27 protein-coding genes, 1 tRNA gene and 1 riboswitch are annotated in these 26,331 nt (G+C 50.4%); of the genes, 18 read left to right on the plus strand and 10 right to left on the minus strand.

Features of this window, described 5'->3' with window-relative positions; genetic code table 11:
• Position 1: 1 nt before the first annotated feature.
• Both QVE43_RS11395 and QVE43_RS11400 read left to right on the plus strand, forming a co-directional pair.
• Positions 2 to 1,189, plus strand: coding sequence for a PepSY domain-containing protein (locus tag QVE43_RS11395; RefSeq protein ID WP_288007261.1), 1,188 nt, complete (start codon positions 2 to 4; stop codon positions 1,187 to 1,189).
• Positions 1,186 to 2,562, plus strand: a complete 1,377-nt coding sequence (locus tag QVE43_RS11400; RefSeq protein ID WP_288007263.1) for a M28 family peptidase — start codon at positions 1,186 to 1,188, stop codon at positions 2,560 to 2,562. Before QVE43_RS11395 ends, QVE43_RS11400 begins: the two co-directional genes overlap by 4 nt.
• Before the next feature lie 151 nt (positions 2,563 to 2,713).
• Here the strand turns inward: QVE43_RS11400 and QVE43_RS11405 are convergent, their stop codons facing one another.
• From QVE43_RS11405 to nhaD, 6 genes are all read right to left on the minus strand, one after another.
• Positions 2,714 to 3,220, minus strand: a complete 507-nt coding sequence (locus tag QVE43_RS11405; protein ID WP_157630107.1) for a hypothetical protein — start codon at positions 3,218 to 3,220, stop codon at positions 2,714 to 2,716.
• Positions 3,221 to 3,222: 2 nt separating this feature from the next.
• On the minus strand, positions 3,223 to 3,951 hold the full coding sequence (locus tag QVE43_RS11410; RefSeq protein ID WP_038031438.1) for a hypothetical protein: 729 nt from the start codon (positions 3,949 to 3,951) through the stop codon (positions 3,223 to 3,225).
• A gap of 7 nt (positions 3,952 to 3,958) precedes the next feature.
• Entirely contained in the window at positions 3,959 to 4,708 is a 750-nt protein-coding gene (locus QVE43_RS11415; protein WP_038031439.1) for a hypothetical protein, read from the minus strand.
• A 1-nt stretch (position 4,709) separates the two neighbouring features.
• Positions 4,710 to 5,450, minus strand: coding sequence for an ABC transporter ATP-binding protein (locus QVE43_RS11420; protein ID WP_051633270.1), 741 nt, complete (start codon positions 5,448 to 5,450; stop codon positions 4,710 to 4,712).
• Positions 5,451 to 5,521: 71 nt separating this feature from the next.
• Entirely contained in the window at positions 5,522 to 5,716 is a 195-nt protein-coding gene (locus QVE43_RS11425) for a hypothetical protein (RefSeq protein WP_288007265.1), read from the minus strand.
• A gap of 314 nt (positions 5,717 to 6,030) precedes the next feature.
• On the minus strand, positions 6,031 to 7,338 hold the full coding sequence (nhaD, locus tag QVE43_RS11430) for a sodium:proton antiporter NhaD (RefSeq protein ID WP_288007267.1): 1,308 nt from the start codon (positions 7,336 to 7,338) through the stop codon (positions 6,031 to 6,033).
• Between the two features lie 220 nt (positions 7,339 to 7,558).
• On the opposite strand from nhaD, the gene QVE43_RS11435 reads away from it, so the two are divergent.
• From QVE43_RS11435 to QVE43_RS11480, 10 genes are all read left to right on the plus strand, one after another.
• The gene (locus QVE43_RS11435) at positions 7,559 to 8,002 is read left to right on the plus strand and encodes a Fur family transcriptional regulator (protein ID WP_038031442.1); all 444 of its coding nucleotides are present in this window, start codon (positions 7,559 to 7,561) and stop codon (positions 8,000 to 8,002) included.
• Between the two features lie 64 nt (positions 8,003 to 8,066).
• Positions 8,067 to 8,696, plus strand: coding sequence for a peroxiredoxin (locus QVE43_RS11440; protein WP_288007270.1), 630 nt, complete (start codon positions 8,067 to 8,069; stop codon positions 8,694 to 8,696).
• 106 nt (positions 8,697 to 8,802) lie between these two features.
• Positions 8,803 to 8,905, plus strand: a riboswitch (TPP riboswitch).
• Between the two features lie 97 nt (positions 8,906 to 9,002).
• On the plus strand, positions 9,003 to 9,215 hold the full coding sequence (gene thiS / locus QVE43_RS11445) for a sulfur carrier protein ThiS (protein WP_071837480.1): 213 nt from the start codon (positions 9,003 to 9,005) through the stop codon (positions 9,213 to 9,215).
• 35 nt (positions 9,216 to 9,250) lie between these two features.
• On the plus strand, positions 9,251 to 11,134 hold the full coding sequence (gene thiC, locus QVE43_RS11450) for a phosphomethylpyrimidine synthase ThiC (RefSeq protein ID WP_288007273.1): 1,884 nt from the start codon (positions 9,251 to 9,253) through the stop codon (positions 11,132 to 11,134).
• A complete protein-coding gene (locus tag QVE43_RS11455; protein ID WP_288007275.1) occupies positions 11,097 to 11,702 on the plus strand; it encodes a thiamine phosphate synthase in 606 nt (201 codons plus the stop codon). The genes thiC and QVE43_RS11455 overlap by 38 nt, the downstream gene beginning before the upstream one ends.
• Positions 11,672 to 12,352, plus strand: a complete 681-nt coding sequence (locus tag QVE43_RS11460) for a thiamine phosphate synthase (RefSeq protein ID WP_288007277.1) — start codon at positions 11,672 to 11,674, stop codon at positions 12,350 to 12,352. The genes QVE43_RS11455 and QVE43_RS11460 overlap by 31 nt, the downstream gene beginning before the upstream one ends.
• A gap of 14 nt (positions 12,353 to 12,366) precedes the next feature.
• A complete protein-coding gene (locus QVE43_RS11465; protein ID WP_038031450.1) occupies positions 12,367 to 13,134 on the plus strand; it encodes a thiazole synthase in 768 nt (255 codons plus the stop codon).
• Between the two features lie 12 nt (positions 13,135 to 13,146).
• Positions 13,147 to 14,301 (plus strand): 2-iminoacetate synthase ThiH, encoded by a 1,155-nt coding sequence (gene thiH / locus QVE43_RS11470; RefSeq protein ID WP_288007279.1) that lies wholly within the window; start codon positions 13,147 to 13,149, stop codon positions 14,299 to 14,301.
• Positions 14,270 to 15,361 (plus strand): molybdopterin-synthase adenylyltransferase MoeB, encoded by a 1,092-nt coding sequence (gene moeB / locus QVE43_RS11475; RefSeq protein WP_288007282.1) that lies wholly within the window; start codon positions 14,270 to 14,272, stop codon positions 15,359 to 15,361. The genes thiH and moeB overlap by 32 nt, the downstream gene beginning before the upstream one ends.
• A 90-nt stretch (positions 15,362 to 15,451) precedes the next feature.
• Complete coding sequence (locus QVE43_RS11480) at positions 15,452 to 16,756, plus strand: nucleotide sugar dehydrogenase (protein ID WP_038031452.1); 1,305 nt, start codon at positions 15,452 to 15,454, stop codon at positions 16,754 to 16,756.
• Positions 16,757 to 16,876: 120 nt separating this feature from the next.
• Here QVE43_RS11480 and QVE43_RS11485 read toward each other — a convergent pair whose 3' ends face one another.
• The gene (locus QVE43_RS11485; protein ID WP_288007285.1) at positions 16,877 to 17,305 is read right to left on the minus strand and encodes a hypothetical protein; all 429 of its coding nucleotides are present in this window, start codon (positions 17,303 to 17,305) and stop codon (positions 16,877 to 16,879) included.
• Between the two features lie 307 nt (positions 17,306 to 17,612).
• Between QVE43_RS11485 and QVE43_RS11490 the strand changes: the two genes are divergently transcribed.
• Positions 17,613 to 17,688: transfer RNA gene (locus QVE43_RS11490), tRNA-Glu, on the plus strand.
• A gap of 92 nt (positions 17,689 to 17,780) precedes the next feature.
• Here QVE43_RS11490 and QVE43_RS11495 read toward each other — a convergent pair.
• Positions 17,781 to 18,149, minus strand: a complete 369-nt coding sequence (locus tag QVE43_RS11495; RefSeq protein WP_288007287.1) for a hypothetical protein — start codon at positions 18,147 to 18,149, stop codon at positions 17,781 to 17,783.
• Positions 18,150 to 18,225: 76 nt separating this feature from the next.
• Positions 18,226 to 18,633, minus strand: a complete 408-nt coding sequence (locus QVE43_RS11500; protein WP_288007289.1) for a hypothetical protein — start codon at positions 18,631 to 18,633, stop codon at positions 18,226 to 18,228.
• Positions 18,634 to 18,782: 149 nt separating this feature from the next.
• Between QVE43_RS11500 and QVE43_RS11505 the strand changes: the two genes are divergently transcribed.
• The gene (locus QVE43_RS11505) at positions 18,783 to 18,932 is read left to right on the plus strand and encodes a hypothetical protein (RefSeq protein ID WP_288007290.1); all 150 of its coding nucleotides are present in this window, start codon (positions 18,783 to 18,785) and stop codon (positions 18,930 to 18,932) included.
• A 93-nt stretch (positions 18,933 to 19,025) separates the two neighbouring features.
• Here the strand turns inward: QVE43_RS11505 and QVE43_RS11510 are convergent, their stop codons facing one another.
• Entirely contained in the window at positions 19,026 to 20,813 is a 1,788-nt protein-coding gene (locus tag QVE43_RS11510; RefSeq protein WP_288007292.1) for a sodium:solute symporter family protein, read from the minus strand.
• A 101-nt stretch (positions 20,814 to 20,914) separates the two neighbouring features.
• Between QVE43_RS11510 and polA the strand changes: the two genes are divergently transcribed.
• The 4 genes from polA to QVE43_RS11530 all read left to right on the plus strand — a co-directional run bounded on the left by polA (position 20,915) and on the right by QVE43_RS11530 (position 26,293).
• Positions 20,915 to 23,746, plus strand: coding sequence for a DNA polymerase I (gene polA, locus QVE43_RS11515; RefSeq protein ID WP_288007294.1), 2,832 nt, complete (start codon positions 20,915 to 20,917; stop codon positions 23,744 to 23,746).
• 17 nt (positions 23,747 to 23,763) lie between these two features.
• The gene (thiD, locus tag QVE43_RS11520; RefSeq protein ID WP_288007296.1) at positions 23,764 to 24,597 is read left to right on the plus strand and encodes a bifunctional hydroxymethylpyrimidine kinase/phosphomethylpyrimidine kinase; all 834 of its coding nucleotides are present in this window, start codon (positions 23,764 to 23,766) and stop codon (positions 24,595 to 24,597) included.
• Positions 24,598 to 24,639: 42 nt separating this feature from the next.
• Positions 24,640 to 25,101 (plus strand): TspO/MBR family protein, encoded by a 462-nt coding sequence (locus QVE43_RS11525; protein ID WP_288007298.1) that lies wholly within the window; start codon positions 24,640 to 24,642, stop codon positions 25,099 to 25,101.
• A 106-nt stretch (positions 25,102 to 25,207) separates the two neighbouring features.
• The gene (locus tag QVE43_RS11530; protein ID WP_288007300.1) at positions 25,208 to 26,293 is read left to right on the plus strand and encodes an Ldh family oxidoreductase; all 1,086 of its coding nucleotides are present in this window, start codon (positions 25,208 to 25,210) and stop codon (positions 26,291 to 26,293) included.
• The last annotated feature ends 38 nt before the right edge of the window (positions 26,294 to 26,331 follow it).

The raw sequence follows: 26,331 nt of genomic DNA on the forward strand, positions 1-26,331 counted from the left end.
AGTGAAGAAGTTGATATTGAGCATACACCGCTGGCTCGGTCTTGGCACCGGGCTGGTGGTGTTTATCGTAGCCGTTACAGGGGCCCTCTTTGCTTTTAGCGACGAAGTCAAAGACTACCTCCGCCGTGACTATCGTTGGTTGGCAGCAGAAGAACAGGCCCCCCTGCCGTTAGACTCCCTTTTGCACAAAGTGCAAAGCCGCTATGAAATGCGGTTCTATCAAGTGGTGGTGTACAATCATCCGCGGCGCAGTGTGGAATTGCGGGTTTATAAGCAAGCCGAAGATGCCGGTACCGCTTTTTGGTATCTCGATACTGTAGAGGCTTATTATACGCTCTATGTGCATCCGGCTACTGGACAGGTGCTGAAGGTAATCAACGAAAAGTATGATTTCTTTCACTTGGTAAAGATGATGCATTGGAGTTTGCTTCTGCATAATGACATTGGGCAGCCCATTGTGGGGTATTCAACGCTTTTGTTTGTTTTGTTGCTGCTGACCGGCTTGTGGCTGTGGTACCCCAAAAGCAACAAAGGGTGGAAGCAGAGATTTTGGTTCTACTGGACGAAAACCACTGGACGAAAGCGCAAAAATTATGACTTACACAATATAGGTGGGTTCTATGCTTTTATACCGGCTTTGGTGCTGGCTCTTACCGGTATGGTTTGGGCTTTCCCCTGGTTTCGCATGCTGGTGTATGTGTTGGTAAGCATGAGCACCACGCCACCCGATTTGGCCCCTCCGCCTTTTGGCGATACGCTCCGTCAAGAAAAAATCTCTTATCAAAAAGCCTTAGACACAGCCCGCCGCTTGTATCCCGCCGCCGCCGCTTACGGTATTGCCCTCACACAAGAGTACAAGCCATTAGCAGTTACTGTGCAACAAACAGAGCATCGATACGCCGTATTACATCAACTGTATGTACACCCCTCTACCGGCGAGGTGCTGAAGCACAGAACCCATGCGCAAAAAAATGCAGGCGAAAAACTGATTACCGCCAATTATGATATTCATGTGGGGGCTATCGCCGGCTTTGCCGGCAAGCTGCTTGCTTTTGTGGTGAGCCTTCTGGTGGCTATGTTGCCCGTTACCGGCTTTTATATTTGGTGGGGTAGGCGGAATAAAAAGAAACGCAAGGGCAAGGGACGTACCAAAACATACCGCACCGGCGTTCTTAAAGAAAAAACATGATGAAACAGCTGTTACTCTTTGGCGTATGGTTGATTGGCGCATTACAGCCGCTTCGTGCGCAAAACGATTCTCTTTTGATTCGCAAAATCTATGATGAAGCGCTTGACAGCCATGTGGCTTACAATTATTTGGAATATTTGAGCAACCGCATCGGCGGGCGTTTGAGCGGCTCACCACAGGCCGCTGCTGCCGTTGAATACATGCGCGCGGTTATGGATACCTTGCCCTTCGATACCGTCTATTTGCAACCGGTGATGGTGCCGCACTGGGTGCGTGGCGACAAAGAAGAAGCACGCGCCTTGTCTGACCGCCGTGGAAGTATCGACCTACGCATATGTGCTTTGGGTAACTCCGTAGGTACAGGCGAAGGGGGCATTTCGGCACCTGTGGTGGAAGTGCACAGCTTCGATGAACTCAAAGCTTTGGGGCGGAAAAAAATAGAGGGGAAAATTGTCTTCTTCAACGTTCCTATGAACCAGCACCATGTAGAAACCTTTGCCGCCTATGGCGAGGCAGTGCGTTACCGTGTGTTGGGCGCTTCGGAAGCTGCCAAGTTGGGGGCAGTGGCTGTGGTGGTGCGCTCGGTGGGTACCGCCCTCGACGATGAGCCACATACCGGCTCTTTGCGCTATGAAGAAGGGGTGCCGCCAATCCCGGCCGTGGCAGTTAGCGCCAAAGGGGCAGAGCGGCTCAGTGCTTTATTGCGGCAAGACCCGTCCACCCGCCTCTTTATTGAAACCCATTGCCGCATGCTGCCCGATGTGCTTTCTTACAATGTAATAGGAGAGGTATGGGGCACGCAGCGCGATACCATCATTGCCGTAGGTGGCCACCTCGATGCCTGGGACAACGGCGACGGTGCCCATGACGATGGAGCCGGCTGTGTGCAGTCTGTGGAAGCCATACGCCTACTGCGTAAGCTTGGGGTAAAGCCGCGCTACACTTGGCGTGTGGTTTTATTTATGAATGAAGAAAACGGTTTGCGTGGCGGCATGGAATATGCCCGTGTGGCGCGCGAGCGCGGCGAGCATCACTTGCTGGCTTTGGAGTCCGATGCCGGCGGCTTTTCGCCCCGTGGCTTTAGCTTCGACATGGCGCCGGAGCAGTTTCGCCGGATACAAGCGCTTTTGAAAAATACTTTGGAGCTCTATGGGCTGCATATCTTCCGCTTGGGTGGCAGTGGTGCCGACATCAGCCCTCTGAAAGGCAGCGCAACCATCTTGGCCGGCCTGCGTCCCGATTCGCAGCGCTATTTCGACTACCATCATACCGCCATCGATACCTTCGACAAAATCAACCGGCGCGAATTGGCGCTGGGAGCTGCTGCCATGGCAAGCCTTGTTTATCTTGCCAATCAAGGGTTGTTGCACTAAGGTTGAAATATAAAAACAGAAGGTGTACTCACGCCCTGTTGGCAGTTGCAGCCGGCAGGGTGTATCGCTTTCTACCTGTCTTGAAAGGAAAAGAATAGATGGGTGCTTATATGGTATCGTGGTTTGTGGGAACCCCGCACTGCATTCATGCTCATGAATTCTTGCCATCTAAGGCAGGGGCAACCCCCATGCATATGCCGCCTATGACAAAAGCCATGAATAAGTTGCCTCCGACCGAGCTTATGCGCAGGGGCTGCTCGTAAGAGGCAAGGAAGTTTTCTCTTTGCGCCTCTATTTCTTCCGGACTCACTGTCCTGCCTCTTTGCCGAAAGCGCTCCTGCCATCGTTCCATGGCTTGCTCTACCTGCCGGCTTTTGGCATCGGGCTCTACCCAATGATAAAAAGCCCAGCGGCTGAGGTCCCAAGCGGTCATGCCCAAAAAAAGACTCAAGGTGATGGTCCAAAAGAGTTTGCGTCTTTGTGCTTTAGCTGAACGGTACAATACCCGTATGCCGGTAGCTGTGTAGGCAAGCAAGAAGAAAGCAAGCAGGAGCAGCCCGGGGAGCTCTATGTCCCAGAGGTGGTTCAACAAAAACACAAGTGCGTGGGCAAGCCATATCCAAGCGATGGCTTCTATGTCGGGGAGAAAGCGTCGCATGTTCATCGGGTATATAGTTGAAACAATGTTTTTCTTTTGAAATAGGCAATAGCCGTACAAGCCATCAAGTACAGGAGACTTGTTATGAGGTAGGGGGGCAGTAGCTCTGCCATGGGGCGTTGTATAAGCTCCAGCGAAGCCTTGGCAAAGCCGAATGCCGTACTGCAAGGCAGCAGCTCATGTACCGGGATAAGCAGTAAGCCTGCAAGCAGTTGGATGGCGCCCCATATGCGCGTGGGCGGCAGTAGCATAGACAACAACACCACCAAAGACAAATAGCCGATTTGGGTGCCCAGAAAGCCGGTCCCCAGTTGTAAACAGAGCGGTATAGTTTGCGACAAAGAAAAGCCTTTGAGCAGGCTGCTTAATAAAGCATAGAAAAGCATAATCACCAGATAATAGCTACCCAGCAGTAAAGTGCCGGCTTGCAGGCGATGAAGATAAAGCTCAAAAAAATTGACAGGCAGCAGCAGGTATCTTCGTCTTCCTTTTTGTCGTGCTTCTGTGTGTTCATAGAGGTAGAAATAAGCAAAAAAGACAAGCTGTGTAAGCGGTATCAGCCCCATGGCAAATACCGGGATGAAGACGACCCACTGCATGTGGGGACTGAGCCAAGGACTTGCTTCTTGCTTGGCAAAAAGCAAAACAAGCATCAGTAGCAGGGCACAAGCCATGCTCGTGGCAATTGCGGCTAAAGCATGACGGTAGCGTTTTATCCAAAGGCTTTTCATACTTGTTTCATTTGTTTAGTGTATAATAAAAAAGAGCGTGCTTTTGAGCTATCAGGAGAGTGTAGGCAAGCAAAGCAGGCGGCAGCAAAAGCCAAAAGACGGTCAAGGTGGTAAGCGACATGCCGGATAAGATAAATGCCCTGTTCCAAACGACAGCAGGCAAGTAGGCGGGCGGGGTGGGCAAAAGCAAAGCAAGCAATACACTGCCGGTTGTAAGCAAGGGCCAGTGGCGTGGAAACCACAAAAACAACACCACTATAAAGCATAAGTAAAGCAGCAAGACGGGGAGAAGCCGCAGGCAAAATAGCCAAAAGTCTAATGCCGTAGTATGCCGGAGCTCCTCCTCATAGTACAATACACAGCCGCCGAGACTTAGTGAAAATGCCACCCATAAAATGATGGTACACAGGCTTGTCCAAAGCAGCTTGCTTTTAAATACCTCTCCGGGGCGGACGGGCATCCACCATAGCAATGCCCAGTGTGCTTTGGACGGTTTGTCTATGCTTATGGCAGCATGCCATAGTGCGGGGACGACTATCAGCCATAAAGGGGCAAACACCCAAGATCCTTTGGTGAGAAAATAGACAAGTGGCTCTTTGAAGCCGGTATTATTTTGCCACCTTGCAAAAGCCGAATGCCAGAAATTAGCAGCTTTGGTCAGGCTGTATATCCAAGGTGCAAAAGCAACCAATAGTAGTAAAGCCTTGTGGGTGAGTGTATGGCGCTGTTTGAGATACTCTGCTTTGAGATATCGCATATTATGCTTCTTGATGAACTGCCAGGAAAATGTCTTTTATGCTGAGAGGAAGGGGGCTGTCCGTTTCTTGGGCAGCTGCCGGGTCTTCACTTCGAAAAACAATTTCGCCTTCCTTTAAGATTACCCAGCTGTCGGCTACTTCCTCCACCTCATGAAAGTTATGGGTGTTGATGAGGAAGCTTATTTGCTCTTTTTCTTTCAGTTGCCGGATGAGCGCATACCACGACTGCATAAAAGCAGGGTCCAGGTTAGAGGTGGGCTCATCGAGTAGCACCACTTTGGGGCGGTGCAAGATGGCAATAGCCAAGCCCAAGCGTTGGCGCTTGCCCTGTGACAACGCCCGTACACGCTTTTGTCTTTCATCTTGCAAGCCAACCATAACCAACACCTCTTGGATGCGGTTTGCCGTAATGCCGGTTTCTTTGGGATAGTATTGGGCAACCACCCGCAGGTTCTCCTCCACACTCAGGTGGTCATATAGTGCCGGCGTTTCAATAATTCCGCCGATACCCTGCATGTATTTCCTGCGCGGGTGATGACGCAACGAGCAGCCTGCTACGATGGCATCGCCCTCGAAATGCGGGTAAAAGCCGGTCAGTGCACGCATTAGGGTGGATTTCCCGGCGCCATTTTTTCCTAATATGCATACAGCCTGCCCACTTGGCACCTGCAGCACAATGTTTTTGAGTAGTTGTTTGCCGCTATGGTTGACGGAAAGTTTGCGTATATCCAATATAGACATGGTAGGGGTAAGTTTAAAGTCAAAAGATAGCCGTTTGCACTTTAAAAGCCAAACGGCTATCTGCCCTGATTTTACTTGATATACACGTCTGCCTCTACTTCTCCGTTGCACTCCCACAAATCTACGGTGTAGAGACCTATTTGGCAGCTTCCCAACTTAGTGCATTCAATAACAACAGGCTCTAACTCGATTTGAGCGAACAAATGGGGGACGCCTGCTGCACTTGCAAGCAGGGCTAAGGCTAAGATGTTTTTGATCCTTTTCATATGTGTTGAATTTTGGTTTACAGTGCATATATATATATATATGCTTGCAAGTTTTTTAGTGATTTTTTTTTATTGCAAAATGTTGTAGATGTTATTCACTCTTCTTGTATCCTGCTTCCCTGCTTATGAAGCGCTGCATGAGGGCGATGCCTGCCGGCAGCCGCTTTGTAGTAAAGCCGGGGTGAGATAGGAATATTCCCCCGGAGTATAGCAACAATCTCAATGCTTCGCCTGCCATAAAATACAAAAGCCTTCCTATGCAGGAAGGCTTTATATGTGTTTTTTAGGCTTTAACAAGTAGCTCTTCGGCAGCCTTAAAACATAGCCGCCACCGTGTCGAAGTGCTCAATAAGCAAGTACACCATAGCACCGGCCAAATAACCAATCAATGCCAAGAGTGTCATTTTTCGCAAATACCAGATGAAGTCTATTTTCTCCATGCCCATAACTGCCACGCCGGCCGCCGAGCCAATGATGAGCAGGCTGCCACCGGTACCGGCAGTATAAGCAAGAAATTCCCAGAAAAGACCATCGGTGGCAAAGATGCCCTCAGGGGCAAGGTCATACATCCCCATGGCACCGGCAACCAAAGGCACGTTATCGATGATAGCCGAAAGCACGCCGATGATCAAGTTGATAAATACCGGGTTGTGCAGTGTATTGTCCAGCCATTCGGCCATGGCACGCAAAGCCCCAATCTCTTGCAAGCTGCCAATAGCAAGCAGAATACCAAAGAAGAAAAGGATGCTGGCGGTGTCGATGCGGGACAGAGCTTTGGCAGCCGAAAACTCTTTGCGCTCTTCTTCGTCTTTATCACTGTTGATTACTTCCGATACAATCCAAACGATGCTCAAACCCAACATCATGCCCATATAGGGCGGCAAGTGGGTGATGGTTTTGAATACAGGCACGGAAATAAGTGCGAGTATGCCCGTGATGAGCATGGCGCGGCTGCCGGCAAGGTTTTCATATTCGCCGTTGCTGCCTTTGGTGTGCTCGGGGCGTACTACTTCCGCCTTGGGCATCATGAGCGAAGTAACGGCCAGGGGTACCAGCAGGCAAACCAGGCTGGGGAAGAACAAAGAGGTGACCACGCCTTGTGCCGTAATGAATTGTTTAATCCAGAGCATGGTGGTGGTTACATCACCCATGGGCGACCAGGCACCACCTGCATTGGCGGCAATCACTATCATACCGCCGAAGAAAAGGCGACGCTCACGATCGCTGATGAGCTTTTGTGTCAAAGACATCATCACTATAGAAGTGGTGAGGTTGTCCAGTATAGGCGACAGGAAAAAGGTAACCAAAGAGATAATCCAAAGGAGTCTTGTGGCATCTTTGGTGCGTATGCGGTCGGTAATCAGGCGGAACCCTTCATGTACATCTATGAATTCCACGATGGTCATGGCACCCATCAAGAAAAACAGAATTTCGGCGGCTTCTTTCAGGTGCTCACTAAGTCCTTCTTCCACGTGGTGAATATCGTGCGAAAAGAGGGCAAAAATAGTCCAGCAGATGGCAGCAGTGAGGATCGCCGTTGCTGTTTTATTGATGCGTATGGGGTGCTCCAGAGCAATGCCAAGATAACCCACTACAAAAACGGATATGATAGCAATTTCCATAGACAAGTATTTAAATTTGGTTCTCTGATGAAAGACAAGCCAAAATTACAGGCAATTTGTAAAAAAGCAAATTCAGTTGTAAGGTTGCGACTTTAAATAGTTTTTTTTGCACGACCTTAACAATGGACCCGGCGGGTCACAGGGAACCTCACTTGACAGTCCGGCGTTTAATGTGTAGATTTGCAAAAAAGTGTGAAGTAATATAAATTCCTTATTAGCAGTGAGCATTCGTTTAGTTGATATTCAGGGGAAATTGGCAGAAGCAGGCTTAAAGGCAACCCAGCAACGTTTGGTAATATATAAGGCGCTGCATGATAGCCGCCAACATTTAAGTGCCGAGCAATTGTACCGTATTATTTTACCCGACCATCCGACCATCTCTTTGGGAACGGTCTATAAAACACTGGATACTTTTGTAGAAAAAGGCTTGATTCGCCGTGTGCCATGCGAAGACGGCACCCTGCGTTTCGATGCCCGCATGGACATGCACCACCATATTTTTTGCGAAGACACCGGCGAAATTATGGATTGGGATGATGCCGAGCTGAATGCCTTGCTTGCAGAATACTTAAAAAAGAAACAATTGCCCGGCTTGGAGGTTGTAGGTGTGCAGCTGCAAATCACCGCGCGCCGTCAGGCATCCAAGCCGGATACAGAAGCATAACTTCTTTTTCATTTAACCGGAATCGTTTTTATTCAAATCAAACCATAAAAAAACAAGACAAACTATGAACTTGGTATTGCAAAAAGCCCCGAAATTTACTGCTCCTGCTGTTATAAACGGCGAAGAAATCGTGGAAAACTTCTCTCTGGAGCAGTATCTTGGCAAAAAATACGTGGTGTTTTTCTTCTACCCGAAAGACTTCACCTTCGTGTGTCCTACTGAAATCTTGGCATTCCAAGAGAAACTTGCCGAGTTTGAAAAACGCGATGCCGTAGTGGTAGGTTGCTCTACCGACACCGAAGAGGTGCACTTGGCTTGGTTGAACACCCCCAAGAACCAAGGTGGTATTCAGGGCGTTACCTATCCGCTGGTAGCCGATGCTTCGAAGACCATTGCCATGAACTACGGCGTATTGGCCGGACACTATGACTACGACGAAGAAGGTAATCAAATCTTTGTAGGTGCTCCCATCGCTTTGCGTGGTACTTTCATCATCGACAAAGAAGGTATCGTGCGTCATCAAGTAATCAATGACTTCCCCTTGGGTCGCAATATCGACGAGGCATTGCGCATCCTGGATGCCATCCGTTATGTAGAAAAGCATGGCGAAGTGTGCCCTGCCAACTGGAAAGAAGGCGAAGAGGCTATGAAGCCCAACCGCGAAGGCGTAGCTGAGTACTTTTCGAAGCACTAATCTGCTTGCCCGGTGAAAAGCCGGACAAGAATATAACGAAGGGGCTGCAAAAGCCCCTTTTTTGTTTTGCAGCAAACCAATCTTTTTTTAACTTTGTTTTTAACACGCAGCACCTTAGGGGTGCTCAACCACTGCCGGTTGGGCTGAGAAAATACCCTCACTACCTGATCCGGGTAATACCGGCGAAGGGAACAGGTGCAACAGCAAAGTAAGTGAAGGGGGCATCCCCGCTTTTCTGTTGCTTCCCGGTTGGGCACATCCTCCATAAGGTGCTTAGGCTTTCACCTGTACAAAAAGCATAAGCGCATGCAACAAATACGCATACAAGTAAACCGGGAAGAACGCAGTATCCCACCCCAAACCACCCTCACCGCACTGCTTGATTTATTGGGCATAGAACAACACCGCGGCATAGCCTTGGCGGTGAATGAGCAGGTAGTACCCAAAAGCAAGTGGGCTGAGCATATCCTCCAAGAAAATGATCGTATCACTCTTATCAGAGCCACCCAAGGTGGGTGATTCTTTTTCATCGTTCAACAATTAAAAGCACTGTTATGAAGAAACAACAACAAAAACCCAATCAGGCGGTCATTACCCGCGAACCATTTCCTTGTTCTCGCAAGATATATGTAGAAGGCAAGTTGCATCCCATCAAGGTGGCGATGCGTGAAATCACCCTGCACGATACCGTGACCAAGTTCAATGGCGTGGAAAAACGCGAAGAAAACCCGCCCATTACCGTTTATGATACCAGCGGACCTTACACCGACCCCAACGTTGAAATAGACATTACCAAAGGGCTGCCGCGCTTGCGCGAAGAGTGGATACGTGCGCGTGGCGACGTGGAAGAATTGGAAGCGCCTACTTCCGACTACGGCAAACAACGCCTGACCGACCCCAAGCTGGCGCACTTGCGCTTTGAGCATATCCGTAAACCTTTACGCGCCAAGCCCGGAAAAATTGTCACGCAGATGCACTATGCCAAACAGGGCATCATTACGCCGGAAATGGAGTATGTGGCCATCCGGGAAAACATGCGCATCGATGAGATGCGCTCGAAGAGCAACCAATTCAATGCGCTCTGGAAGCAACACAAAGGCAACAGCTTTGGTGCTTCCATTCCCGAAGTGATCACGCCCGAGTTTGTGCGCGACGAAGTAGCACGTGGGCGGGCTATCATTCCTGCCAACATCAACCACCCCGAATCGGAACCGATGATTATCGGGCGCAACTTCTTGGTAAAAATCAACGCCAACATAGGCAACTCGGCGGTGACTTCATCAATAGAAGAAGAGGTGGAAAAAGCCGTGTGGGCATGCCGTTGGGGCGCCGATACCATCATGGACCTTTCGACCGGTGCCAACATACACGAAACACGCGAATGGATTCTGCGCAACTCGCCCGTGCCTATAGGTACCGTGCCCATTTATCAGGCACTGGAAAAGGTAGGGGGGAAAGCCGAAGAACTCACTTGGGAAATCTATCGTGACACGCTGATTGAACAATGCGAGCAGGGCGTGGACTATTTCACCATCCATGCCGGTGTGTTGTTGCGCTACATACCGCTCACTGCCAAGCGCATTACCGGCATTGTGTCGCGTGGGGGCTCTATCTTGGCGAAATGGTGTCTGGCACACCACAAAGAGAACTTCCTCTATACCCACTTCGAAGAAATCTGTGAGATACTCAAAGCCTACGACGTGTCCATTTCGTTAGGGGATGGCTTGCGGCCCGGTTCTATTGCCGATGCCAACGACGAAGCGCAGTTTGCCGAACTGGAAACCTTGGGCGAGCTGACCAAAATCGCCTGGAAGCATGATGTGCAGGTAATGATTGAAGGACCGGGACACGTGCCCATGCATCTGATTAAGGAAAACATGGACAAGCAGTTGGAAATATGCCATGAAGCCCCGTTCTATACCTTAGGTCCTTTGACCACCGACATTGCACCCGGTTACGACCACATTACCTCGGCTATTGGCGCCGCCATGATTGGTTGGTTTGGTACCGCCATGCTTTGCTACGTGACACCCAAAGAACACTTGGGGCTGCCCAATAAAAAAGACGTAAAAGACGGTGTAATTACCTACAAAATAGCAGCCCATGCCGCTGACCTTGCAAAAGGGCACCCGGGCGCCCAGTATCGCGACAACGTCTTAAGTAAGGCTCGCTTTGAGTTCCGTTGGGAAGACCAGTTCAACCTGTCGCTTGACCCTGACACTGCCCGCGAATTCCACGATGAGACTTTGCCTGCCGAAGGAGCCAAAGTAGCCCACTTCTGCTCTATGTGTGGTCCTCACTTCTGCTCTATGAAAATCACACAAGACGTGCGCAAGTATGCCGAAGAAAAAGGCTTGGATGAGCAGAAAGCCATAGAAGAGGGCATGAAAGAGAAAGCCGATGAATTTAAAGCAAAAGGAAAAGAGATTTATCTCTAAGACCGGAGGCTTTGAAATAGCTGTCATCTGCTCACCGGACGACCGGCCCGGTGAGCAGGCACAGCTGTTGGCGCTTTTGGAAGCCGGCGTGCAGCGTCTGCACTTGCGAAAAAAACATTGGAGTATGTGGCAGACCGCCGCTTTCCTGGATAGCCTGCCTGCCGCTTATCACTCGCGCATCATATTGCATGCCCATCCCGGGCTGTTGAAGCATTACGCCTTGGCAGGCTTTCACGGGAAACAGGCACAGGCAACCAACGCCCCTTTACGCGGTTGTTCGGTGCATAGTTATGAAGAATACGGCGCTCTTTACGCACATTATGACTACCTGTGGCTGAGCCCTTTTTTCGATAGCCTCTCAAAGCAGGGATATGCTGCCAGTGAGGCACTGTGGCAGCCACCGGCGCATTGCCCGCTCGACAAAGTGGTGGCTTTAGGGGGCATCGCGCCACAGCATTTGCCCCGGCTTGCCCGCTTGGGCATCCGCAGAGCGGCCGTGCTGGGCTACATATGGAACGCCAAAGACCCTGTAAAAGCATGGAAAACACTTCAAACTATTCAGATGTAGCACGCTTGCACTTTATCACTCAAGGCGATACACCGGACGAACACCTTCGTCAGATAGAGGACGTGCTGGCAGCAGGTGTACGTTGGGTACAGCTGCGTATGAAAAAACAACCTTTGACGGTGGTGGAAGAGACCGCCCGCCGTGCCTTGGAAATGACACGGAGTGCCGGCGCCTGCCTTATCCTGAACGACTATGTGGAGGTCGCTGCCCGCACAGGAGCCGATGGCGTACATGTAGGAAAAGAAGACATGCCTTTGGCAGAAGTATTTGAGCATATGGGGAAGACAGCTTTTGTTGGTGCTACTGCCAATACGTTTGAAGACATACAAGCCCATGCGCGCCACCCGCTTAGCTACGTGGGGCTGGGGCCTTATCGTTTCACCCGGACCAAAGAAAAACTAAGCCCAGTTTTGGGTTTGGAAGGCTACCGGCAAATTGTGCAACAAATGAAAACAGCCGGCATACAGCTGCCCGTCATTGCTATTGGCGGCATTCGCCTGGACGATATCCCTGCCTTGCTGCAAACAGGCGTGTGGGGCATTGCCCTTTCTTCCTTGATAGCACATGCACCCGACCGGAAAGCACAAGCCCGCCGGGTGCTCGATGCCATCGAAGCGGCACTGCTTCGCTCATCCAATCATTCATCATAAAAGCAGAAAAAACCATGTTGAAAATAGCCGATAAAGTATTTCATTCGCGTTTGTTTACGGGCACCGGCAAATTTAGCAATGCCCGTGTTATGCAGGAAGCCCTGCAGGCCAGTGGGTCGGAACTGGTAACCGTCGCTTTGAAACGGGTGGACATGCAAGAAAAAGACGACGATATTTTGCCCTACTTGAACTGGGAAGGCCTGAACCTGTTGCCCAATACGTCGGGCGTGCGCACGGCCGAAGAGGCAGTGTTTGCAGCCGAGCTGGCGCGCGAGGCGCTGGAAACCCACTGGGTGAAACTGGAAATACACCCTGACCCGCGCTATCTGATGCCCGACCCGGTGGAAACACTCAAAGCCACTGCCGAGCTGGCAAAGCGCGGCTTTGTGGTGCTGCCTTATGTGCATGCCGACCCGGTGTTGTGCAAGCGTCTGGAAGAAGCCGGCGCCGCCGCAGTCATGCCTCTGGGGGCACCCATCGGGAGCAACCTCGGCTTGGAAACCAAGGTGTTTTTGGAAATCATCATTGAGCAGAGCAACGTGCCGGTAGTAGTAGATGCCGGCATAGGTACCCCTTCCGATGCCGCTTGGGCAATGGAGTTGGGCGCCGATGCCGTCTTGGTCAATACGGCAATAGCCGCTGCCGATGACCCCGTGTTGATGGCCAAGGCATTCCGTTTGGCAGTGGAAGCCGGGCGCATGGCTTATGAAGCTAAACCGGCAGCTGCAGGTCTCAAGGCTTCGCCTACCAGCCCGCTTACCCAATTCTTAGACGAACTTTAATCTTTCACAGCTATGAGCTTTAGAGAAATATTTGAGCAGCATTCGTGGGAGGCAGTGCAAGAAAGCATATACAGCAAAACGAGCGCCGACGTGGAACGGGCTTTGGCAAAAAGAAAGCGCGACATAGAAGACTTTAAAGCGCTTATTTCACCTGTGGCGGCGCCTTACTTGGAACAGATGGCACAGCTGAGCCACCGGCTTACGGTGCAGCGCTTTGGCAAGGTCATTAGTCTGTATGTGCCTTTTTACTTGTCGAACGAGTGCCAAAACATATGCACCTATTGTGGGTTTAGCTTCACCAATAAAATTCCGCGCCGTACACTGAACGATGCCGAGATACAGCGCGAAATAGCAGCTATCAAGGCCATGGGCTTTGAGCATGTGTTGCTGGTAACGGGCGAAGCCAACAAAACAGTGGGCATGGATTATTTCGAACATGCCTTGGACCTGATAGTGCCCCATTTTGCCAATGTATCGATGGAAGTGCAACCGCTCGATGAACCGGATTATCGCCGTTTGGTTGCCAAAGGGGTGTATGCCGTCTTGGTGTATCAAGAAACCTACAGACAGGCGACCTACAGAGAATATCACCCCAAAGGGAAAAAGTCAAACTTCTTTTACCGCCTCGACACGCCCGACCGCTTGGGGCGTGCCGGCATTCATAAAATAGGCTTGGGAGCACTCATAGGCTTGGAAGACTGGCGCACCGACAGCTTCTTTGTGGCACTGCATTTGGACTATCTGAAACGGCGCTACTGGCAAACAAAATACTCTATCTCTTTTCCGCGCTTGCGCCCTCATGAAGGGGAGTTTGAGCCCAAAGTGCATATTACCGACCGCGAACTGGTGCAGCTCATTTGCGCTTACCGTCTGCTTGATGGCGACGTGGAGCTCTCACTCTCTACACGTGAGTCGCCCAAGTTTCGCGATCACGTCTTGAAACTGGGCATTACTTCGATGAGTGCCGGTTCGCGCACCAATCCCGGGGGATATGCCGTGGACCCGCAAACGCTTGAACAGTTTGAAACCGACGACACACGCAGTCCGCAGGAGGTGGCAGCCATGATTCGCCGTCAGGGCTACGAGGCAGTATGGAAGGACTGGGATGCTTCTTTGTTTTTAAATCAAGCCAAACATGCTTTCGACAGAAGAAAACTTACGATATGACAGGCACTTGCGCCTGCAGGGCTTTGGTTTGGATGCCCAACTGCGTCTAAAGCAAGCCAAAGTGTTGGTGGTAGGTGCCGGTGGCTTGGGATGCCCCGTGTTGCAATACTTGGCGGCTGCCGGGGTGGGCACCTTGGGCATCGTCGATGGCGATACCGTCTCTTTGTCTAATCTGCAGCGCCAGCCACTTTACACCCCCGCCGACATAGGCAAAAATAAAGCAGAGACCGCAGCGGAGCGTTTAAAGGCTTTCAACCCCTTGATAGCCTATGAGGTTTATCCCTTCTTTTTGACGGCAGACAATGCCATTGACTTGATTGCCCGTTTCGATGTGGTAGTTGACGGAAGCGACAGCTTTGCTACGCGCTACCTGGTAAACGATGCCTGTGTGATTGCGCAGAAACCATTGGTTTATGGGGCAGTCTTCCGTTTTGAAGGGCAGGTGGCGGTTTTCAACTATAAAGGAAGTGCTACCTACCGCTGCTTGTTCCCCGAGCCCCCTTTGCCACACGAAATGCCGGCTTGCAGCGAAGCAGGTGTATTGGGCACATTACCGGGCATTGTGGGCATGTGGCAGGCCAATGAAGTCATTAAATTGCTGACAGGCATTGGTCAACCCCTGGTAAACACACTGATGACCCTTGACTTGCTGACGAACCAAACGAACTGTTTTCGGTTTTATGCAAATCCGGAAAACCTGCAGCTTGACCGCATACGTCCCGTAGAGTGGGCTTGCTCTGCCGACACGGTACGGACATTAAAAGCAGAGGATTTTTTGCGCTGGCAGGCAGAGCAGAAGCCTTTTGCCTTGCTGGATGTGCGCACGGGAGAGGAGTATGCGCAGGAAAATATAGGAGGGATTTTGTGTCCTTTGTCACAGGTGGAGCAACAGTTTGTGCCGCCTACTCATACACAAACGGTGGTGGTGCTTTGTCAGGGGGGCGTCCGTGCACGACAGGCAGCAGCGCGGCTTCGGCAGCTTTATCCACAATATGAATTTTGGGTGCTTGAAGGCGGGCTGAACGCACTGCGGCAATATCAAGCGGCGCACTCTAAGTGACAAAAGGCTGCTTTTGTCGTAAGTGCCCCATATGAAGAGAACTGTTATCTTTGTGCATCTTTTATTTTTCACAAAAGCACCAATAGTAATATGAGCCAATTATATCAAGAAATTATCGAGAAAAAAGCCCCCATCGCCGTGATTGGACTAGGTTATGTGGGCTTGCCTATTGCTTTGGCTTTTGCCTCGAAAACCCGGGTGGTTGGTTTTGACATCAACAGCAAGCGCATTGAAATGATGCGCCAAGCCATTGACCCGAGCGGGGAAGTGCCACCGGCCGATTTTGAAGGGAAAGACATTGTTTTTACAGACCGGATAGAGGACTTAAAACGTGCACGTTTTTATATTGTGGCAGTACCCACGCCCATCGATCGCCATGCCCAGCCTGATTTGCGCCCCCTGCTTTCGGCTACGGAAACCGTAGGAAAAGTATTGAAGAAAGGCGATTATGTGGTTTATGAATCTACGGTGTATCCGGGTTGTACCGAAGAAGACTGCGTGCCTATCTTGGAGCGCCTGTCCGGTTTGCAGGCATGCCGCGATTTTAAGGTGGGCTATTCACCGGAGCGTATCAATCCGGGCGACAAAGAGCATACCTTACGCACGATAGTGAAGGTGGTGGCAGGTTGTTGCCCCGAGTCACTCGATACCATCGCCCGGGTATATGAGCTGGTGGTAGATGCCGGCGTGCACCGCGCCCCTTCCATTAAGGTGGCAGAAGCAGCCAAGGTTATAGAAAACACACAGCGCGATTTGAATATTGCCCTCATGAACGAGCTGTCGATGATTTTCGACAAGATGAACATCAATACCTACGATGTGTTGGAAGCAGCGGGCACCAAGTGGAATTTTTTGCGTTTTGTGCCGGGCTTGGTAGGGGGGCACTGCATCGGTGTGGACCCTTACTATCTGACCTACAAAGCCAAGGCAATTGGGCATTACCCCGAAGTGATATTAAGTGGACGAGGCATCAATGACCGCATGGCAGCACATGTGGCCAAGCGTGTGGTACAGTTGCTACTCGAAGAAGGGCATGACCTGCGGACTGCCAAAGTATTGGTTGCCGGCATTACTTTCAAAGAAAATGTGAAGGATATACGCAACTCCAAAGTAGCCGATTTGATACACGAGCTCCGCTCTTTTCATTTGCAGGTGGATGTCATTGACCCGCATGCCGAAGAGGAGGAGGTAAAAGAAGAGTATGGTTTGCAGTTGAGTCAAGCCCCGCAAGGTCCTTATCAAGCAGTTATATTGGCTGTGGCTCATAATGAATACAAAGCATGGAATGAGCAAACACTTGCCGGCTTATTACAAAACGGGGGCTTGTTGGTTGATTTGAAGGGAATCTGGCGCAAGATGGCAGAAAAAACGCCTTACCGGTATTGGAGCTTGTAGGCAATGCTTGATACATGCTAAGAGAGTAATGCACTCAACAATCCCATGCAGCAGAGAACAAGTAAACGGTATCGAGTGGCACTCGATACCGTTTTATAAATTGCAGTGGTGCCTGCCAAATTATTGGCACTGCTTAAGCCAATCGATGGCTTCTTGAGTGCTGCGGAAATAGTTTGTTTCTAAGGGGCGTATTTTTTGTGACTCTTCAATGCTTTGTTCAGCAGACACTTCCGCAAAGATATCTTCCGATACCACATTGGCTACATACCGCAAACTTAAGGTACGAGGAGCTACTTTTTGGGTAATCCATTCCTGCATTTCCGGTACTACGATGTATCTTAGTTCGCGGTTGTCCAACAACAATTTACTTATTTGCTGTTTTTCTATCCACTGGGCATAAGTAAGCATAACGTTTTGAAAATCGGCGTCGCTCATTTGGGCGCTTGCCAATTTAAAGCGCAATACGATGCAGTCGGCTTCCGTGTGATAAAAAATTTCGGCATAGGCATTGTTGAGAATACTTGTACACTCTTGCTTTACCGTCATCATAAAGAGGAAATTTGGTGATCGGTCTCGAATTTAATATTATAGTAGGTATGCATACAAATTAAAAGGTAAGCGAAAATGTAGCATTAAGGTTTTATTTCGAAGGTTTGTTTGTGCCTATTCCCTTTGAAAAGACTGCTTTTTGCTAAAAGGTTGGTCTTTCGGGCAGGTAGGAAAGATTCTAATATTACAAGGTTTAATAGGTTTGGGTTTGAATATCAGCCTGTTGCGGTGTTTATGAATAAAAAAATCACTTTTTGTTTGGAAGGAAAAAAAATATAGCCTACCTTTGCACAACCAAATGAAACAAGGCCCGTTCGTCTAGCGGTCTAGGACGCCACCCTTTCACGGTGGAAACACGGGTTCGAGTCCCGTACGGGTCACCAAAGGCAACTTTCAACAGAAAGTTGCCTTTTTTTATTCCTCCACCAACCAGCGGGCGGCTGCTTCTATTGTTTGAAACGAACGCGTTTGAAGGCTACGTGCCTTCTTTCTGTACGTCGTCCAGCCCTTGCTCGGTAGATATCTCGGCAAACAAATCAGGTGACACGACCACGGCCACCCGTGTGATACTCTGTGTGCGCGGCGATATGTTTTCCACTACCCATGCCTGCACTTCAGGCGATATGATATATTTCATTTGCCGGTTATCCAAGAGTAAGCGTGTGGGGCGGTGTGCCTCCACCCAGGTGGCATATGCCTGCATCGCCTCTTTGAATGCCTCGTCGGTCAGGAATTCGCTTTCGCTCCCGTATTCCAGCACTACGCTATTAAGGTGGTGGTCATAGTAGAAGCGCAGGTAATCGTTTTGGTAAATTTCGGTTGTTTCAATTTTTTCGTTTTGCATACGACACTTTCAAAATATAAAAAAGGATAAAACAAAGCCGGTTTTATGCTCAATTCAGTTGAAAGCAGGCAGTTATTCAGCTTTGCAGCCATGCAAAGGCATCTACTTTATTGTCGAAATAGTGTACCCGTATCAGGTGCTTCACCTGTATGATTTCTTCCAATGCCTGCTCAGTCGCTACTTCGGCAAATATATCGCTACTCAAAAGAATGGCTATCTCTTCAATCGTATTGATGCGGCTGTAAATATCGGTAGCCACCCACCTTTGCAGTTCCGGCGAAATGGTGAATTGCATGTGCCGGTTGTCCACAAACAGCCGTTTGGCTTGCAGGCGTTCTGCCCAATCGGCATACAAGTTGAGGTTTTCCTTGAAGTCCTCATCGGTCATTTCTGCGGTGGTCCCCGGTTTATACAAAAAGTGAATGGTTTCATGTGGCGGGTCGTACCACATTTCCATAAAGCGGTTTTCTGCGAGCTTTTCCATACTTTAGTGTGTGTTCTGAGGTGGCAGTATTGCTTGAATTTAGCAAACCATTGATTTTTATTCAAAAAAATAGTTTTGTTTTTTCAGCAAAAACTTGTAAACTTGCGATTCCAAATAAGGAAATGTGGATTATTTAACGATAAGAAGTCATGGCAAAGAAATTGACAACCAAGGAAATTAAGCGTCGTCGCAGAGCGGTGAACCGAATCAAAGAAATCAAGCGTTTGAACTTCGTGCCGCCAATGAAGACTGTAGATGTAGAAGCGGTAAAAGCCGAATTTGCTGCTAAAAAGGCATAAGGTTAGAATACAGGACGCTTCGTAGTACATAATGCCCAAAAAGGCTATCTCTTGCAGGGATAGCCTTTTTGAGTTTGACCTTCTTACATGCCCTTATTTCTGCAGACGGCGCATCACGAAAAATAGAGCCGTGCCACAGATAGCGGCTATTGCTAAGCTGGCAGCCATAAGCACGAAGTCGAGCAGCACGGCATAGCCAATACCAAACAAAAGGCTGTAAACGAGCCCTACACCCAGTGCCCAGGCGATGAGCAGCCCCAGTAGGGGGCGAGTACCGGATTGCCCGCTGACAGGCTTCCACCAGCCCAGTGGTTGCACTTTTTCATAGAAAGCCTTAAGCTGTGAGTTGTCGGTAGGTGGGGTGAGAAGAGTAACGGCAATCCAAGCAAGCGTGGTAACCCCTACTGTGAGATAATAGCCATGGGGCGCATCCTGAAGCCCCATGCCCCAGACCGGATCCCAGCGCACCAGTATAAACTTGGCAATAAAATAGACCACCAAGGGCACAAAAGTAGCCGTAATTTCACTCCAGGCATTGACACGCCACCAGTACCATCGCAGAATCAAGACCAGCCCCAGACCTGCGCCACACTCAATGACGAATTCCCAAATAGCCGTGATGCTATCGATATAACGCGTAAGAACCAAACCGGCCAATGCCAGCAGGATGGTAAACAACTTTGACACAATCACATAATGGCGGTTCAGGCCGGTTTGTGAAGGAAACTTGGAAGGGGGCACCAAAAAACGACGGTACAAGTCGCCGGTCAAATAAGAAGCCCCCCAGTTGAGTTGCGTAGAGATGGTGCTCATATAGGCAGCCATAAAAGCAACCAGCAGCAAGCCCCGCAAGCCTTCAGGTAGAAAGTCACGCATGACATACACAAAACCATAACGGGCTTCGTTACGGGCCAGTAAGTCGGGATACAGCACCACCGCACAAAGGGCAACCACTATCCATGGCCAAGGACGCAGGGCATAGTGGAGTATCTGAAAGAAAAGCCCTGCCTTTACGGCTTCGGTTTCGCTGCGCGTGCTCATAAGACGCTGCGCAATGTAACCACCGCCCCCCGGCTCGGCACCCGGCATCCAACTTGCCCACCATTGCACGCCTATGAATGCCAAAAAGCTGCCTATACCTATGGTCATGGCATGCCCGTTTTCTGCTGCTTTCCCTATGGCAGGGAAAAAAGAAAGGCGGTCTTCTGCCAGCCTGCTTTTCAAGGCTTGCATGCCACCTACCGATTCCGAGTGCAGCACAAACAGCGCCAAGGCAATGCATCCGCCCATGGCAACCACAAACTGCACCACATCGGTAGCCGCAATGCCTTTCAATCCCGACAAAGAAGCATAAAACATCACAAGCACCATCATGCCGGCAAGCCAAAGGAAAGCTTCCGTGTCTTGCAAGTCAAAAAAAACTTTTAACAAGGACAGCATGGCCAGGTTGACCCAGGCAATGATGAGCACATTCATGAACAAGCCCAGATATACCGCCCGGAATCCACGCAGAAAACGCGCGGCTTTGCCGCTGTACCGCAGCTCTACCAGCTCAGCGTCCGTCATCACACCGGAACGGTGCCAATAGGCAGCAAAAAAGAACACGGTAAGCATGCCGCCGGCTACGGCATTCCACCACAGCCAGTTACCGGCAATCCCATTTTTGTAAACCAGTTCAGTCACAGCCAGGGGCGTGTCGGCAGCAAAAGTAGTGGCCACCATAGAGCCGCCTGCCAGCCACCAGGGAAGACGCCGCCCCCCCAAAAAGTACTCTTGTATGTTCAGGGCACTACTTTTCCCCGCCTTCACGCCAATGCCCACAAACAGCAATAAAAAAAATACGATGATGCCCCAATCCCATAGCGTTAAAGCACTGCTCATAAGCCTTCCGGTTTTGTTTTGAATGAATGTGTATGTTCAAAAGATGAATTGTATTCTTGGTAAAAAAATTGCAACTTCCAGCCCAAAGAAAATATTTTTTTATGAAAAAACTATTTCTTTTAGACGCTTTGGCGCTGATTTACCGTGCCTATTATGCTTTTATCAACAACCCACGCCGAAACTCTAAAGGACTTGACACCAGTGCTATTTACGGTTTTACCAACACTTTGTTGGAGGTATTGCAAAAAGAAAAACCCACGCACATAGGTGTAGCCTTTGATACGGCTGCCCCTACTTTTCGCCACGACAGCTACGAAGAGTACAAAGCCCACCGTCAAGAGCAGCCCGAAGGCATCAGCGTTGCCATTCCTTATATTAAAAAACTACTGCAGGCAATGCATATTCCTATTTTGGAGATGGACGGCTACGAAGCCGACGACATCATAGGCACCTTGGCAAAGCGTGCCGAAAAAGAGGGATTTCAGGTTTACATGATGACTTCCGACAAAGACTACTGCCAGTTGGTAAGTGAGCATATTTTTCTTTACAAACCCGCTACCAAGACCAAGCCGGTAGAGGTGATGGGCGTGCCCGAAGTGCTCAAGAAATTCAAAATTCAGGAAGTAAAACAAGTGATTGACATCTTGGCTCTGCAGGGCGATAGTGCCGACAACATACCGGGCATACCGGGCATTGGTGAGAAGACCGCACAAAAGCTCATTGCACAATACGGGAGTGTGGAAAACCTGATAGCCCATGCCGATGAATTGACCCCACGCCTGCGCGACAAGGTGAAAGAGCATGCACAGCAAGCCTTGCTTTGCAAAGAGCTGGTGACCATTCATACCGAAGTGCCCATAGAAATAGATTTGGAAGCATTGCGCTACGAGCCTTTCAATGCGGAGGAGCTGTTGCCGCTTTTAGACGAGCTGGAGTTTCGCAGCATTAAAAACCGTTTGCTTGAACACAAGGCTTTTAAAAAACCCGAAGTGGTGAAGCAAGCACAAAAGCAAGCGGCCGGTAATGGTCAATTGGGGCTTTTTATCAGTGAGCGGAATGAAGAAAGCCGGGCTGCGGCAGCCAACGAGCCGGCAACAGAGGAAACTGCGGCAACTACCCTGCGTAATATTTACACCACCCGCCATTTCTACCACTTGATAGACACCCCGGAGCTTATACAACTGCTGGCAGATAAATTATCACAACTGAAGGCTTTTTGTTTCGATACCGAAACCACGCACATAGAAGCACTGCAGGCAGAACTGGTAGGCATTGCTTTCGCTTGGCATCCCCACGAAGCCTACTATTTGCCTTTGCCCGAAGACCGCAAGCAAGCAATGAAGCTCTTGGAGCCTTTGCGCCCCGTCTTTGAGTCGCCGGCTATCATCAAAGTGGCTCAAAACCTGAAATACGACATGGCTGTATTGGCAAACTACGGCATACAGCTAAGCCCCCCTTTCTACGATACCATGCTGGCAGCCTACCTGCTTGACCCGGACGAAAAGCATGGCATGAACTTCCTGGCAAAGAAGTTTCTTCGCTATGAGCCTGTCAACATAGAAACCCTGATTGGCAAGCGGGGAAAAAATCAAGGTAACATGCGGGATGTGGCACTGGATGAAATCAAAGAATATGCTGCCGAAGATGCAGACATTACCTGGCAGCTGTATGCCGTATTGCAACAAAAAATGAAGGCCTACCCTCGCTTGCAAGAGGTACTGCAGGGAATAGAGCTGCCTTTGGTGCCCGTGCTCGAAGCCATGGAGCGCTGTGGCATTAAAATAGACGTGGCGGTGCTTCAGCAGTTGTCGGAGCGCTTAGGTGAGGAAATAGAGGCACTTGAACAACAGATTTACGCACTGGCCGGCGAACAGTTCAATATCGCTTCACCCAAACAGCTGGGCGAAATCCTGTTCGATAAACTCAAACTCGATAAAAAGCCCAAAAAGACACCTTCCGGACAATATGCCACAGGGGAGGAAATCCTCGCTAAGCTGGTGGACAAGCACCCCATCGTGGCTTTGATTCTCGACATCAGGGAGCTGCAAAAGCTGAAATCTACTTATGTGGACCCCTTGCCTTCTATGGTAGATGCGCAGGGCAAGTTGCACACTTCCTTCAATCAGGCGGTAACAGCCACCGGGCGTCTTAGCTCTACCAATCCAAACCTTCAAAACATACCCATTCGCACGGAACGCGGACAAGAGATTCGCAAAGCCTTTGTACCTTCCTATGAAAATGGTTATATCGTATCGGCAGACTACTCGCAGATAGAACTGCGCCTGATGGCGCACCTGAGCGGCGACCCCACCATGCAGCAAGCTTTTGCCGAGGGCAAAGATATTCATGCCATTACGGCAGCGCGCATCTTTCATGTGCCGGTAGAAGAAGTGACGCCGGCCATGCGCCGGGCAGCCAAAACGGCCAACTTCGGCATCCTGTATGGTGTGTCTGCTTTTGGCTTGGCCGAGCGCCTGCGCATCAGCCGCACCGAAGCAAAGAAAATCATTGATGAATACTTTGCACAGTTCCCTGCCGTGCGGGAATATCAAGAAGAAATCATACGCAAGGCAAGAGAGCAGGGCTATGTGGAAACCATCTTTGGCAGGCGGCGTTATTTGCGTGGCATCGACTCACGCAACCAAACCGTGCGGGGGCATGCCGAGCGCAACGCCATCAATACCCCCTTGCAGGGAAGCGCTGCCGACATTATCAAGCTGGCGATGGTGAAGGTGTACGACTGGCTGTGTCGCGAAGGATTGCGTTCGAAGATGGTGCTGCAGGTGCATGACGAGCTGTTGTTCGATACCCACCCGGAGGAAGTAGAGCAGCTGATGGCAAAAGTGCCTGCGCTCATGAGCGGTGTAGCGAAGCTGTCCGTTCCTTTGAAGGTGGATATAGGCAAGGGCGCCAACTGGTTGGAAGCACACTAAAAAAACGGGATAAAAGCATGGAAAGCAAAAGCTATGTGGTAGCGTTAAGCATAGCCGGCTCGGATTCGGGCGGTGGCGCAGGCATTCAAGCCGACATCAAAACCATGAGTGCCTTGGGCGTATTTGCCACTACTGCCATTACGGCTGTTACTGCTCAAAACACCTGTGGTGTGCGCATGGTGCAGGCCATGCCCCCGGAGGTAGTGCATGCGCAAATCGAGGCAGTCATGGAAGACATGCCGGTGCGCAGCATCAAGATAGGCATGCTTTTTAGTGCCCCCATCATAGAGGCGGTGGCGGCTGTTTTGAAGCCCTATGCTGCGGAGGTGCCCATTGTGCTGGACCCCGTGATGATAGCCCAAAGTGGCGACCCGCTCATCCGGGAAGAGGCCATTGAGGCAATGAAAAAGCAACTATTCCCCTTGGCCACCTTAATTACCCCCAACCTGCCTGAAGCGGCTGCTTTGCTGGGCACTGCCTTCGATGAAGAGCACCCTACCCAAAGCATGGAAGCGTGGGAGGAGCTACAAGCTCGGGCGGTATTGATTAAGGGCGGACACAACCAAGCAAGCAGCCAAATTGTAGATTATTTGCTTGTACCCGGCAAGCATCTGGTGCATCGTTTTGAACATACTCGTATTTCAACCAACAATACCCATGGCACGGGCTGCACCCTTTCTTCTGCCATTGCTGCTTATTTGGCACATGGCTACGAGTTGATGGAAGCCGTAGAGCGTGCCGAAGATTATCTTGTGCAGGCTCTGGAAAAAGGTGCAGGATGGCGTTTGGGGAAGGGCGCCGGACCGGTACACCACTTCCATGCCTTTTGGCAGACCACTGCCCGGCACTGAAAACAATTGAGCCACCCTTGCTGTTTTTTAACTTAAAAGAAAATGATGTTAGGAAGACTTGCAATTTTTCTCATACTCAACTTTGCTGCTTTGGGCATTGGTGGTTTATTTACGGGCAGTGGTGTGGCATCGGCATGGTATGCAGGCTTGGACAAAGCACCTTGGACACCCCCCGGCTGGGTTTTTGGCGCAGCATGGACTACCATCATGCTGTGTTTTTCGTTGTACATGGCTTACTTGCTGCCGCAAGCAGAAAGCAAAACCTTGTTGTGGGGGCTATACGCCCTGCAGTGGCTTCTCAACGTTGCGTGGAATCCGCTTTTCTTTCATTTTAGAAAACCTGCATGGGCGCTGACCGTCATCTTGTTATTGACGCTGCTCATAGGTTTCTTCCTGTGGAATTACCGGCAGAGCCTTGGCTTGAAGTCGCTTTTATTGTTGCCTTATTTCTTGTGGCTGCTGATAGCCACTTCCTTGAATGCTTTTATTGTACTGAAAAACTGACGGACAGCGAGTGATTCTTTTTTAAGGGCTTCTTTTTTGGTATTATTGCCGCTGCCGGACCATGTCCTGCACCAAGTGATGATTTCATACATAAGCGGTTTCATTCATGATGGAGAAGCAAACATTTACCTTCAGTCAGCTGTACGACTTTGCCGTATCGGTTTTTCAGTCTATTGGTTTCCGGGAAGAAGATGCCCGCTTGGCAGCCGAAGTGCTGTTGGCTGCCGACCTGCGCGGTATTGACTCGCATGGCATTGCCCGCTTGTCGGGCTATGTGCGCTTGTGGGAGGCCGGACGGCTGAACGCCCGCCCCAATATTCGCATTGTGCACGAAACGCCTTCCACTGCCACCGTCGATGGCGATGCAGGCGTGGGCTTGGTGGTAGCGCCCTTTGCCATGCGTGTGGCTATAGACAAAGCCAAGCAGGCAGGCAGCGGCTGGGTGGCCGTGAAAAACTCCAACCACTTCGGCATAGCCGGCTACCACGCCATGATGGCGCTTGCCCACGATATGATAGGCATGGCTATGACCAATGCCAGCCCCATAGTGGCACCTACCTTCTCGGTAGAGCGTTTGTTGGGCACCAACCCCATTGCGTTGGCGGTGCCGGCAGGTGAAGAGCCCCCCTTTGTAGCCGATTTTGCCACTACTACGGCTGCCAACGGAAAATTTGAAATATTGGAAAGAGAAGGACGCGAAGCCCCTATTGGGTGGTTGCAAGATGCCGAAGGAAAGCCTACTACCGACCCCCAAGCACGTAAGCAAGGCGGTGCTTTGTTGCCTTTGGGCAGCGACTACGAGCACGGCAGTCATAAAGGGTATTGCTTGGGCGCCATGGTTGACATCTTAACGGCAGTGCTTTCCGGTGCCAACTACGGTCCTTGGGTGCCGCCTTTTGTGAGTTATCTGCCCTTGCCCCAAGACCCGGTAGGAGAGGGCATCGGTCACTTTTTGGGCGCCATGCGGGTCGATGCTTTCCGTCCGGCAGATGAGTTCAAAAAGCATATGGACAACTGGATTCGCCGCTTTCGTGCATCGAAAGCCGTAGAAGGCAAGCAGGTGCTTATTCCGGGCGACCCGGAGCGTGCCAACGAAGCACATAGGCGCCGGGCGGGCATTCCCCTGATGCCGCAAGTAGTGGAAGACCTGAAACAGCTGGCAGAAAGGTTTTCGCTTCAATCGTTGCTTTAACCCAAGTTGCACGATAGGAACTTTTACAATAGGCAGAA

Origin of the sequence: Thermonema sp. (genome assembly GCF_026003375.1) — a bacterium.
Lineage (GTDB): Bacteria > Bacteroidota > Bacteroidia > Cytophagales > Thermonemataceae > Thermonema > Thermonema rossianum.